This is a genomic window from Lacticaseibacillus sp. 22 (genome assembly GCF_055413445.1).
This window is the reverse complement of record NZ_JBVAYD010000002.1, coordinates 1-12313: the sequence shown is the minus strand read 5'-3', so window position 1 is coordinate 12313 and position 12313 is coordinate 1. Positions and strand designations below refer to the sequence as shown.

Sequence of the window (12313 nt, the reverse complement as noted above, 5' to 3'; positions counted from 1 at the left end):
CATTGATAATGCGTAGTGAAGACAGACACCGCGCCTATTGATAGGGCAACTGAAGTTTTTAACCGATGTTCAGGACACTGGCATTGAGAAGCGGTGTATCGAAGGCCGTGTCGCCAAGTGCCCAGTGAAGGAGCGGTTTTTGGTTTTCGGGGATGCTGCGATAGAGCGTGAGCCAGATATGCATATTCTCGGCGGTTGGCAGCACCTGTAAATCTTTGGCGTTTAACCAACCGATTTTTGTTTTTAAATACAGCTGGCCGCTTTGATAACGGGCTGCTAATACCCGGTAGCATTTGTGATTGCCAACATGGCCGGTAATGGCTTGCTGATGTAAGGGATTGGCGTGCACAGGTACCTTAAAGTGTCGGCTAGCAATGACGATGCGCTGATGGAGAAAAAGACTTGCCCAACCGGCTTCAGGGGCAAGGTTGATGGTTTCGGCCGGGACAAACGCATTATCGCCAATTTGATAGTACGTACTGCCAGCGAGTGAAACCATGCTGGAAATCATGATCGGAGTTTGCGGTGCCAGCCGTTCAGAGCGCAACAATGGCTGATAAGGATTTTCATAAACTGGCAGTGCAGCAAGGCTTGAGTTTGCCCCAAGATCATTGATGCTGGTGGTGACAGCAGCTGCCTTAAGCGTTTGAAACTCGTGGCCGAGGCTGGTGTAATTAGTGACGACGCCATCAATGTTGAGATTGACGAGCCAAGTCCATTTCGCCCGATCCTCGTTCATTTCATCCCAGACATAAACTTTCTTACCAAGATCATGCAGTTGGGTGACAAGTTGCGGCGTCACTAAATCGGAACTTAGATTAATACCGTCCACGTACGTCAAGACGTCAAAGTTGATCCGCTTAAGCGAGCCAACGATCAAAATTCGCGGAATATTTGGCAGAGCTGCCTGCAAGCGTTTGAGGCTAGCTGCTGAGAATGAATGAAACATCACGCGATTTTCCATGTGATACTGCTTGATCAGGGCCGCAACTTTGTCTTCTAGATGCGGATGCGGTTCACCTTTTACAATTTTAGTTTCAATCAGGAATTTATGCTTTGTTTGTTGCTCATGGGCGAAGAGTTCCTCTAGGCTGTGAATCGGTTCGCCATTTTTGGTATGATATTGCTGAAGTTGTGCGAAGTTTGTTTTCGCGATCGCCAAGTTGGCACCAGTCGTTCGCTGAATCGTGGTGTCATGTTGAATCACAATCACACCATCTGCACTTTCATGGACGTCAAGCTCAACGTAATCAGCTCCGTTGTTAAAAGCACTGTCGAAACTTTGAAAGGTCTCTTCCGGATAATTTAAAGGATCACCACGGTGGCCAACTAGCGTAAACCCCGAAAGCAGAAGAAATAATGGCACTAAAAAGACTATCAGTGTGAGTCGTTTGCCCATACAGGCTGCTCCTTTCCAGAAAAAAACATCATACCACAAAGATAGCACCGCAACGCGACTGGGACAATTTCCCATACTTCGTGAAATCAAATAAGGAGCCTTAATTGAAAATGGCAGAAAAATATCAGGTTTTCGATTTAATTCAGGAAATAACGCGTCTTGACGGGAGTCGTTATTTCGAGTTAGGGAACGTCATGATGAATGGACGTGCCGAAAAAGCCGCGATGAAGGGATTTATTAAGCGGGTCCGGATCGTTCAACTGAATATTGCCCATTCGACGGCCGTGACGACTTATGAAAAATATATTAATGAACATTACGAGTTTCCACCGGCCGATTTAACGAGTTGGGAAGAATGGGACAAGCCGGAGGGCCCAATTCGTGATGCTTATCATGAGATTCTCAAGCAAAATCACGTCGGTTAATGGGCTGCTGCATTCACTTGTCTCGGTGAAGGTACCTGTCAGCCGAATATTTTAATAAAAATATCAATTTTAAATGAAGTCCAGCATCATTACGGGTGTAGGCGCGCCATTTTAGAACTTCCGGTTTAAACCGGTCGGGGATTTTGCGTTGGATTGACGCCACTTATATAATGTAAGGCATATGAAAGCGAGGGGTCCGCGTGAAATACATAGGTAAATGGCTACTGCCGTTTATAGCGGCAATTGCGGTTTTTATCGGCATGCAGTTTGATAGCGGCCTTTATACCAAACCGATTGGGCGAGTCGAAGCCGTGAAAGTAGTCAAGACCGAGAGTCATCAGGATGAAGACCAGAATCACGATCGTCTGGTGAAGCAACAGGTGCAGGTTCGGCTGCTGAATACTGCTAACCGGGGGCGGCGGGTCACCATGCATAATACCTACTTGTTTAGCGGCGGCTTGGATAATCAGCTGCGGGTTGGTGAGCAGGTGTTTTTGGATGTCAATAAAGGCACCTATACATTGAACAACGTCAAACGAGACGCAATTCTGGCGGGACTTTTGGTGCTAACGTTTGGTTTGATTTTCCTTGTGATGGGACGGCGCGCTTGGTTAACGAGTATCAGTATTTTGCTGAATACGCTGATCTTCTTTGCGGCAGTTGAATGGGAAATTGGCAGTAAACAGTGGCAAGCCTGGTGGTTGTTTGTCGGGTTAGCGGTTGTCTTTACTGTTTTAACGGCTGTCTTCATTGTCGGATTTAAAGCGATTGCTGTTGCTATTTCTTTGGGATCCTTGGTGGCGACCGGACTGGCAGTGGCGCTTGGTTACGGGATTATGGCCATGACAAACTATAATGGGGTTCATTTTGAAGAGGTCAAATATGCTACCCAAACGCCGCAATTGCTGTTCTTTGCTCAAGTTGTTATCGGTTCTTTAGGAGCCGTGCTTGATGAAGCAAGTGATATTTCGGTCGCTATTTTCCAGCTTCACGAGACGGCTAAAGAACGATTTCGCGCCGGCATGGCCATTGGACGGAATGTGATGGGTCCCTTAATTTCCGTGCTTTTCATGATCTTCATCGCTGATACGTTTATGGAGTCGGTTTTGTGGATTCGCAATAATAATTCGATCGCGCAAACGGTTATCTGGGTGATGGGACTTGGTTTTGCCCAAAGTCTGATTAGCGCATTCGGTATTGTCCTGGCAGTACCGGTGACCAGCGGATTAGCGGCGTTAATGGCTAAGATTAAGAAGGTGACAGCATGAACGCGATTCTTGCACTAGCCTTGGTGTTAGTGGTCATGATGTTTATCGTTGGCGGCAAGCAAGGCTTAGCGAACTTCTTTGCCTTGGCTGCCAATGCCCTGCTTATGATTTTGGTCGTGATATTAATGGCCAGCGGGTTCAATCCGATTATTGTCGCGGTTATTTTTGGCTTAATCATTTTAGCGGCAACGATCTTTTTGAGCACCAATCAGCTTAATGTTGCTGGGCCTGCGTTTGTTTCTGCTTTATTGATCATGACGTTGCTGGTCGGTTTGATTTTGGTGGTCATGACCTTAAGCCAGACAGCCGGTTTCGGGCCGGAAGATTCCGAGAGCCTTGAAGGTTTCTCGGTGTATATTGGGGTTAGTTTTCCACATATTCTGATTGCAACAACTTTACTGGGCACGCTTGGCGCCATTGCTGAAGCGGCGATTGCGGTTGCAGCCGGGATGGACGAAATTAAGGACCAAGCGAGCAGCGCGGGCATTAAACAAATGGGTCATGAAATCATTGGAACGGCTTTAAACACGCTGTTCTTCGGTTTTTTTGGTGGTTTTTCTTCTTTGTTTATCTGGTTTGCTTCCCTTAGATATCCTTTTTCACAAGTGATTAATAACAAAATTTTCGTTGGCGAGTTATTGCAGGTCTTGATTTCGGTTATTGCGGTGATCTTAACGGTACCGATGACCACCTGGGTTGTGGCGACAAGACATGCACATCGTCGGAAGGAGTAACATGCAATACTTTATTGCGGACACCCACTTTTTTCACGCGGATCTTTTAGGTGATAATGACTTTGCACCGCGACTTTTTCCATCTGTAGAAGCAATGGACGATGCGATGATTCAAGCTTGGAATGCACGGGTTGACGATCGGGATGTGGTGTATCATTTGGGTGACATTGCCATGAATCCGGAGCATTTTCCTCAGCCGCCGGAAGTTTTGGCGATCTTGTTGCAGCTTCACGGTCGCATTGTTTTTATCAAGGGCAATCATGATTATGAATCGTTATTCAAATATCTGCACCGGCATGACCCGGGCGTAAATGGTTTGCCTAAGTTCACGTTTCATTCGGTTGGTACGATTATCAAAGACGATCACACGCAATTTATTATGACGCACTATCCGCTGATGATGGGGATTGTGAAGCAGACGCTGAATCTACATGGTCACATTCATCACAATAGTGTCAACATTGCGGAAAACATCAACGTCGGCGTGGATGCACCGGAGCGCGATTTACTGGTGCCGCATTTGCCTTTCGGGACGCCACTGACGGCAGCTGAAATACATGAGATTTATCGACTAAAGGTTGCAGTTTTGAGTAAGGAACGGTAGCAATCAGCAGTGGTTTGACCGGTCGCAATTTCGGGCATAGGATGAAATTAGAATGGATTGATAGCAATACCTTGAAAAGATGCTGGTTGCAAGGAGTCTAAGGAGGTGCCTTGTGGAGAAGTTGGTGATCCTGCACACGAATGACTTGCATTCCCACTTTGAAAATTGGCCAAAAATTCGGCGATTCATGTTAGGAACACGGGCGGCTGAGCAAGCGCAAGGAGCTAGTGTCTTAGCGTTTGACGATGGGGATGCCATGGATCGATCCGTGCCACTAACCGAGGCAACCGATGGCCAGATTAACATTCAATTGTTAAACGAAATCGGTTATGACGCAGTAACCATTGGCAATAATGAAGGCGTCGGTAATCCGCATGCAGTGCTGGAACATTTATATGATCATGCCAATTTTCCGGTTGCACTTGCCAATTTATTTGAGCCGGATGGGACCAGACCACGCTGGGCAAAACCGGTTGTTATGAAGCAGACACCAGCAGGAACCCGAGTGGCGATTGTGGGCTTTACGGCACCGTTTTTTCTCACGTATGAACCGAATGGCTGGCAGGTTAAGACGGTGGCGGATGTTTTCCCGGCAATACTTAAGCAGCTGGAGGGTTCGTATGACGTTTTGGTTGTTTTGTCGCATTTAGGCATTGAAGCCGACCGACATTTGGCGCAACATTATCCGCAAATAGACGTCATTATCGGTGGGCACACGCATCACTTGCTCCCTGAAGGCGAATTGCATGGCACCACTTTGTTAACTGCCGCTGAAAAATATGGTCATTATGTTGGAAAAATCACCTTAACCTTAAATGATGACCATCACATTCAAACGCGGCGAGCCGAAACTTTTCAAACGGCTTTGTTGCAAAGTGCCGCGGCGGATCCACGTGAAATTCAAGGCTATGAAAGTAAAGGAATCGCCTTATTAAAACAACAGCAAGTCGCACGTTTGCCTAAACAGCTAGCCATTAGCTACGATCGGCCATCGCCACTGCTTGATTTTGGTTTAGCCGCGGTGGCAGCAACCGCTCAGACTGATGCTGCAATTTTGAATGCCGGCTTGTTTTTGACCCCTCTTGGCCCCGGGGTTGTCACCCAAGCCGATTTGTTAGCTTGCTTACCGCATCCGATGCATTTACTGAAGGTGACTTTGAGTGGCAAGGAACTTTGGCGGCTGATCATGGAAATGGAAAAGAATCGGATGTTTTTACGACATTTTCACATGATCGGGATGAGTTTTCGCGGGAAAATTTTTGGCGATATCGGCTATCGCGGGATAACGGTGGATCGGGAGAAGCGGTGGGTTTTATGGCAAGGTGAGCCGCTGATTCCGGAGAAGCAATATACGTTTGCGACCGTCGACAACTTTTTATTCATTCCATTTTTCCCAACCATTGAGATTATGGGCAGTAATGAATTGCTTTTCCCTAAAATCTTGCGGCAGGTTATCGGTGACTACATGGCAAAAGTTTATCCAAGATAGTTTCGTGTTATACTTTTGGGAACACCCACGCAAGGACTGCTATGTACGTGCGGCGATGATAAGCCGCATGAAACGATTTTTAGATGAAAAAGGAGGTCATGACTTGGGTGAACGATCACCATTATCCGAACAAATCGATGATGCCTTGATACCGGCTTTAAAAAAAGATTTACGAATCGTCAAGGTCGGGCACGATTTGATCACGATCGATGGGCGCCGGTATCGGATTGTCGAGAATTATCGGGATGCCTGCGATCTTGAGCGATTAAATGAACGCTATAATGATATTCTTGATAAGTATGATTTCATTGTCGGCGACTGGGGATATGACCAGTTACGGCTTCGGGGCTTTTATAAAGACGATCGCCGTGGTGCCAGCAAAGATCAGCTTATCAGCACATTAGAAGATTACCTGTATGAATACTGTAATTTTGGCTGTGCTTACTTTGTGCTTGCGTGTCTAGACAAGCCCGCCCCTAAGTCGAGTCCCCGCCGGCAAGGACGCGATCAGCATTCGCAAACGACTAAGAATGCGCAGCGTAAACATGCCAATAAGCACCCATTCCATGGCAAACGTAAAGCAAACAAACCATACACGGAAAAGTCAGTTCGATCACCGCAATTTCGCGGCGAACAGGCTAAAACCGTACACCAAAACCAACCACGCAAATGGCATTTTACGATCCGTCAACGTGAGACTAACAAGAAGTAGGGACAGACTTGAAGTATAAAGGTTATATGATTGATCTGGATGGAACGATTTATCGGGGGAAAGAACGGATTCCGGCAGCAAAGGATTTTGTCGAACGGCTGCAAGCAGCGCGGATTCCGTTTTTATTTTTAACGAACAATACGACTAAAAGCCCTGAAGATGTCGTTGATAATTTAGCCAAAAATCACGATATTCATGTCACACCTGATCAGATTTACACGCCGTCATTGGCAACGGCGGCTTATTTGACGGATCTTAATCACGGCGATGTTTCAGGGAAATCCGTGTATATCATCGGTGAGCTGGGCTTGAAGCAAGCTCTTTTGGATACCGGATTACGGTTAAATGAAGTGGATCCGGACTATGTGGTAGTGGGCTTGGATTATGATGTCACCTATCATAAGTTTGAATTGGCGACTTTGGCCATTAAGCGTGGCGCCAAGTTTATCGGCACCAACGCGGATACCAACCTGCCCAATGAACGGGGATTAGTTCCAGGAGCTGGGTCACTGATTGCATTAGTAGAGCGTAGTACCCAGCAGCGCGCTTTTTACATTGGCAAACCGGAGCCGACGATTATGGAGAAAGCACTTAAAAAAATGGGCTTGCCTAAAGACTCGGTTGCCATGGTGGGTGATAATTACAACACCGATATTAAGGCGGGATTAAACGCGGGCATTGATACGATCCTGGTTTATACCGGAGTGTCAACGCGTGATTATGTGTCTAAACAAGTTCATCAGCCAACGCACCAAATTGACCAGTTAACGGACTGGGAGGTTTAGATGAAACGCGCTGGGCAGTGGGTGGTTCTTTGGCTGGCAATAATTAGTACCGTCATTTTGGTTACGATCCTGAGCACGCTGCTGACGTTTCCAATTTATGCACATATGGATGACTTACCGCAAATTGCCGCTATGTCATTAGGAAGGCTTTACCACAATTACTTACAATTGATGGCTTACCTGAATTTCCCTTGGATTGGGACACTTCGAATGCAGGATTTTCCAACTAGTCTGCATGGAGCGGTTCACTTTGCTGACGTGCGTCGTCTTTTTATTTTCGATATCCTCGTGGCCCTCGTAACGCTGCCTTTTGCTATTCGTTGGCTACATCGGCTCAAAATCACGAGTAAGCGTTACTTGTTGGTGCGACCGTTTATGATCGGGGCAGTCGTGCCAATCGGGTTAACGGCACTATTGGCAATGAACTTTGACCGGTTCTTTATTGTTTTTCATGAAATGCTTTTCCGGAATCAGGACTGGCTGTTTGATCCGGCAACCGATCCGATTATCAATGTTTTGCCGGAAGGATTCTTCATGCTTTGTTTCCTATTAGCATTTGGTTTGTTTGAAGCAGTGATGATATGGGGCATTTGGCGAGGACGGCAAGACGCACGGCTCGGGTCAAAGCAATAGAAAAGGCGCAGTACATGTTGTTTATAAACATGCGTTGCGCCTTTTTGTTATTTGATGATTAGCGATCAGCGACTTTGGCAGTCCGGGTTTTAACCGCGGCAATGACCATTGGTAGAAGTGAGATCAAGACGATGCCAAGCGCAACGAGTGAAAAGTGTTCTTTTACAAAGGTCACATTACCGAAATAGAAGCCGCCGAGCACGCATAAGGTGACCCATAAAAAACCGCCAAGTAAATTGTAGTGGATGAACTTACCGTAGTGCATACGGGAACCACCGGAAACAAATGGGGCAAAAGTACGGATAAGCGGCATGAAACGGGCAATTGCAATTGTTTTACCGCCATGCTTATCAAAGAAGGCCTCTGCTTGGCGCAACTTGTCACGATTGATCAAGCGCCCGAACCAGCCTTTACCGGTAGAAGCAGCAGAACCGACACGCTTACCGATTTCATAATTAACAGTATCGCCTAAAACCGCAGCAGCCAAGAAAACCGCGAAGAGAATCCAGACATTCAAGTTGTAAGCCGCGTTGGCAGCTAAAGCACTTGCGGCAAACAACAGTGAATCTCCGGGTAAGAACGGGAAGACAACGACCCCGGTTTCGATGAAGACCATCGCAAAGAGGATGACGTAGGTCCAGGGGCCGAAGCTATTGACGATGGTGATCAAATGTTCATCAATGTGTAAGATGAAATCAAACAACTGGGTCATTTTGTAAACTCCTTTAATGAATTATCTTTCATTATACGGGATAAGATGAAAGTTTCATGAAACATGCGAAAATTTTAGAAAAACATCAATAAATATCGTCTTCGATTTCCGGATGGGAGTGGGCAAGGCGACTGGCAGCAGCGGCAGCCATTGCCCCGACGATATCATCAAGAAAAGTGTGGATGATCCCCGGCTCGTGGGCATTGAGCTTGGCCAGAATTCCTGGCTTAATCCGATCAATATAGCCGTAATTAGTAAAACCAATTGATCCATAAACATTGACGATTGAAAAGGCCAACACCTCATCGACCCCATAAAGTCCTTCATCTTCTGCAATGATCTTCTGTAAAGGCTCCTCAAGACTGTTTGCTTCAGCAGCCTTATCTAAAGCGATACCAGTCATCACGGCATTTTGAACCTCCCGTTTACGCAAAACAATGCGAACGTTTTGGGTGGCTTCTTCGATCGTCAATTTAGGAATGAACCGTTCCTGTAAGAACATGACAAGTTCACCAATATCACTGAGTTGCACACCGCGCTCGTGTAATAACTGGATCGTGCGTTCATACAATTTCTCTTCATTTGTCATTTTTCGCTTCTCCGTTCAAAGTGGGCGTTGGCCAGTGTGCTTAGCAGTCGGTACTGGCGAACACATTAGCGGCATTAGGTTGAGTTGGCTGGTTTTATCGATAAAGTTGGGTACTGTGCAAAGCTTGACGGCGTTCCGGGTAAAGCCGACTGAGCGCTTCGTTAATGGCAGTCGGTGCCTCACCAAAGCCGCTGGCAATCAATGGCAACTTTCCGGCATAACTGACGGCATCACCAATCGCAAAAATTCCGGGTCGGCTGGTTTGCATCTGTGAATCAACCAGGATGCCATTACGATCGGTTTTGAACTGCCATGCTTGAAGATGCCGTTTGTCAGTAACAAAGCCATAATTAACCAGCAATTTGTCGACTGTTAAGGTGGGCTGGTCCTCACCACGAACTTCTTTTAAGCGTACAGCCAGGCGCTTATTTTCGTGCGTGACGGCTTCGATTAAATACGGGGTTTCGATCGTCACACTACTCTTTTCAAGTGCAGCCACACTCGCCTCAAGTCCGCGAAATTTGGAGCGGCGATGAATTAAAGTAACATGCCGGGCAATCGGCTCTAGCGCCAAAGCCCAATCAATGGCAGAATCGCCGCCGCCAGCGATGGCAACTTCCTGATCGCGAAAAGTCTCCAGATCTTGAACAAAATAAAAAAGTTGCTGACCTTCTAAAGCGGGGTCATAATCAACGGCTAATTTACGCGGCGTGAAGGCACCGCCACCAGTCGCAACAATGACCGTTTTAGTGTGGAAATCTCCTTGGCTCGTATGCAGAATAAAAGTGCCATCATCAGCCTCGTCAATTGTCTGAACTTCAGTAGCTGTTTTGACGTCCGGTTTAAAATGCATCAGCTGAGTCTTCAGTTGAGCGACCAAATCCTTACCGCTGACATGAGGGAAGCCGCCGATATCATAAAGAATTTTGGCCGGATATAAATTTCCGGTTTGACCACCGAGTTCATCAAGACTTTCTAATAATAAGACATCCGCTTGACGTAGCCCGGCATAAAAAGCGGCGAACATGCCGACCGGGCCGCCGCCAATCACAGTGATTTCATATACATGCTGCACTGACATTTGCAATGCTCCGTTTCTATAAATAATATGACGTTCATACCCTACCATATTTTGCTAATGGTTACCAAGGTGACAGTAGTCTGGCAAGCCTGTTTAACCAGATATCACCATTGAAGGGTTCATTGACTAAGGGAGTGCGCAAAGCAAATGACATTTACTTTGCCCATATTGATGATGCTGGTATACTACGCCTAGTGTTAGAAATACGAATGAGACAAATGAAGGAGACTGATTATGGACTATCCACAACTAGAACTTGCAGAATTCAAGGGACCAAAAGCAATTTTTGAAACCAGCGAAGGACATTTTGAGATTGCACTATTTCCAAAACAGGCTCCTAAAACCGTTGAGAACTTCATCGGTTTAACTAAAAAAGGGTACTACGATGGCCTGATTTTTCACCGCATTATTGCCGATTTTATGATTCAAGGCGGCGACCCGACAGGCACGGGAATGGGCGGTGAAAGCCTGTGGGGCAAACCCTTTGAAGATGAATTTTCAAATCAACTATTTAATCTAAAAGGTGCTTTGTCAATGGCCAACGCGGGTCCTAACACCAACGGCAGTCAATTTTTCATCGTCACGAATAGGCATCTGGATCCGAGCATGAAGGCACAATTAAGCGAAGCCGGATTTCCCGAACCGATTATCAAAGCCTATGAACAAGGCGGCACACCGTGGTTAGATCATCGCCACACCGTTTTTGGTCAAGTGTTATCAGGACTATCGATTGTGGAGAAAATCGGTCAAGTCAAAACCGGTGCCAATGATAAGCCAGTTGAGCCGGTGACGATCGATCGGTTGACAATTCAAGACTAATATTGGTTGCCGCTGATTTTTAGGGTATACTCAAAGAGAAATCCAATGAAATGAAGTGTCAGAATGGAATATCGCATAGGAGATATCTTGACTGGCAAAGTGACAGGGGTCCAACCATATGGGGCGTTTGTCATGCTGGATGAGCACACACAAGGTTTAGTGCACATTTCAGAATGCCAGCACGGTTATGTCAAGGACACCAGCGATATTTTTAACGTCGGCCAGCGAGTTGAAGTTGTGATTTTGGACATCGACGAATATACCCAAAAAATTAGTTTATCCTTGCGTGCGTTGCAAGCGCCGCCTCGGTTAGGTAAGAAGCGGCGTCGCAAACATTACTGGACCAGTCGTAAATTTCACACCGGCTTTGCACCGATTGCCGCTCATTTAGATGGGTGGGTCGCTGAAGCACTTGAACACTTAGATGGAGAAACCACTCATAAATGAGCGGTTTTTTCTTTACGCTTCATCAGCAATGCAGGCAAATGAGGCGGGCATAGATTGTTCTAGTTTAATTAAATGGCATTAGGCTGTTCATGATAATGAAGTTAGGGTATTGCGAGAATGTGGTCAGCCAGTTTGCAAGGTTGATGCAGCGAATTTTTAGAATTTGACATTAACGTGGCAATTTTGGGTTCACGATACGATCTTTAGCATTTTGAGGAGATGCACGCTGCCTTAGAGCTTAGTGTAAGGAGATCATGGATTGATGCAGGACACTAATTGTCGTTGTGGCAAATGGAAAACGGAATGCCCCACAGTCGTTCGCAAGTGTCATCAAACGTTTTAGTGAACTTTTAACACGTTCTCCCACCAATTGTTCGCAAAATATGCGAATTTTTATGCATTTTAATTGCTAACGTTCGTTGTTTTTCGGAATTGGAATTTATTTTGATTTATGTCAATTTTTTGTTGACTAGTTCGCGCAAGTGCTGGTATGATACTTGTTGTTGTCAAAACAAAGACGTCGTTCCTTGACGGATGAACTGATGAGATAAAGTTGATGAATCAGCAAGATGTGCATCATTTTCAATAAATTGAATAAATATTCAATTTAAAAAGT

The 12313-nt window shown here is 46.0% G+C and carries 14 protein-coding genes; 10 read left to right on the top strand and 4 right to left on the bottom strand.

The window, feature by feature from the left end:
- Nucleotides 1-58: 58 nt before the first annotated feature.
- Entirely contained in the window at nt 59-1399 is a 1341-nt protein-coding gene (locus ACWP87_RS01360; protein ID WP_014569317.1) for a glycerophosphodiester phosphodiesterase, read from the bottom strand.
- Between the two features lie 110 nt (nt 1400-1509).
- Between ACWP87_RS01360 and ACWP87_RS01355 the strand changes: the two genes are divergently transcribed.
- From ACWP87_RS01355 to ACWP87_RS01320, 8 genes are all read left to right on the top strand, one after another.
- Nucleotides 1510-1824, top strand: a complete 315-nt coding sequence (locus ACWP87_RS01355; protein ID WP_005685557.1) for a hypothetical protein — start codon at nt 1510-1512, stop codon at nt 1822-1824.
- 200 nt (nt 1825-2024) lie between these two features.
- Entirely contained in the window at nt 2025-3092 is a 1068-nt protein-coding gene (locus ACWP87_RS01350; RefSeq protein WP_014569318.1) for a YibE/F family protein, read from the top strand.
- Nucleotides 3089-3826: a YibE/F family protein gene (locus tag ACWP87_RS01345; RefSeq protein ID WP_005685559.1), complete on the top strand. Its 738-nt coding sequence runs from the start codon at nt 3089-3091 to the stop codon at nt 3824-3826. Before ACWP87_RS01350 ends, ACWP87_RS01345 begins: the two co-directional genes overlap by 4 nt.
- A 1-nt stretch (nt 3827) precedes the next feature.
- Nucleotides 3828-4430, top strand: coding sequence for a metallophosphoesterase (locus ACWP87_RS01340; RefSeq protein WP_005685560.1), 603 nt, complete (start codon nt 3828-3830; stop codon nt 4428-4430).
- Between the two features lie 112 nt (nt 4431-4542).
- A complete protein-coding gene (locus ACWP87_RS01335; protein ID WP_014569319.1) occupies nt 4543-5919 on the top strand; it encodes a bifunctional metallophosphatase/5'-nucleotidase in 1377 nt (458 codons plus the stop codon).
- Nucleotides 5920-6022: 103 nt separating this feature from the next.
- Nucleotides 6023-6631, top strand: a complete 609-nt coding sequence (locus ACWP87_RS01330; RefSeq protein ID WP_014569320.1) for a YutD family protein — start codon at nt 6023-6025, stop codon at nt 6629-6631.
- An 8-nt stretch (nt 6632-6639) separates the two neighbouring features.
- Entirely contained in the window at nt 6640-7416 is a 777-nt protein-coding gene (locus tag ACWP87_RS01325) for a TIGR01457 family HAD-type hydrolase (protein ID WP_005714507.1), read from the top strand.
- Complete coding sequence (locus ACWP87_RS01320; RefSeq protein ID WP_014569321.1) at nt 7417-8049, top strand: TIGR01906 family membrane protein; 633 nt, start codon at nt 7417-7419, stop codon at nt 8047-8049.
- 58 nt (nt 8050-8107) lie between these two features.
- Here ACWP87_RS01320 and ACWP87_RS01315 read toward each other — a convergent pair whose 3' ends face one another.
- The 3 genes from ACWP87_RS01315 to ACWP87_RS01305 all read right to left on the bottom strand — a co-directional run bounded on the left by ACWP87_RS01315 (nt 8108) and on the right by ACWP87_RS01305 (nt 10431).
- Nucleotides 8108-8761: a VTT domain-containing protein gene (locus ACWP87_RS01315; protein WP_005685565.1), complete on the bottom strand. Its 654-nt coding sequence runs from the start codon at nt 8759-8761 to the stop codon at nt 8108-8110.
- Between the two features lie 85 nt (nt 8762-8846).
- A complete protein-coding gene (locus tag ACWP87_RS01310; protein ID WP_005685566.1) occupies nt 8847-9350 on the bottom strand; it encodes a phosphatidylglycerophosphatase A family protein in 504 nt (167 codons plus the stop codon).
- Nucleotides 9351-9444: 94 nt separating this feature from the next.
- Nucleotides 9445-10431: an NAD(P)/FAD-dependent oxidoreductase gene (locus ACWP87_RS01305; RefSeq protein ID WP_005685567.1), complete on the bottom strand. Its 987-nt coding sequence runs from the start codon at nt 10429-10431 to the stop codon at nt 9445-9447.
- Between the two features lie 234 nt (nt 10432-10665).
- On the opposite strand from ACWP87_RS01305, the gene ACWP87_RS01300 reads away from it, so the two are divergent.
- Both ACWP87_RS01300 and ACWP87_RS01295 read left to right on the top strand, forming a co-directional pair.
- On the top strand, nt 10666-11250 hold the full coding sequence (locus ACWP87_RS01300; protein ID WP_005685568.1) for a peptidylprolyl isomerase: 585 nt from the start codon (nt 10666-10668) through the stop codon (nt 11248-11250).
- Nucleotides 11251-11313: 63 nt separating this feature from the next.
- Entirely contained in the window at nt 11314-11697 is a 384-nt protein-coding gene (locus ACWP87_RS01295) for a CvfD/Ygs/GSP13 family RNA-binding post-transcriptional regulator (protein WP_005692061.1), read from the top strand.
- Nucleotides 11698-12313: the final 616 nt, after the last annotated feature.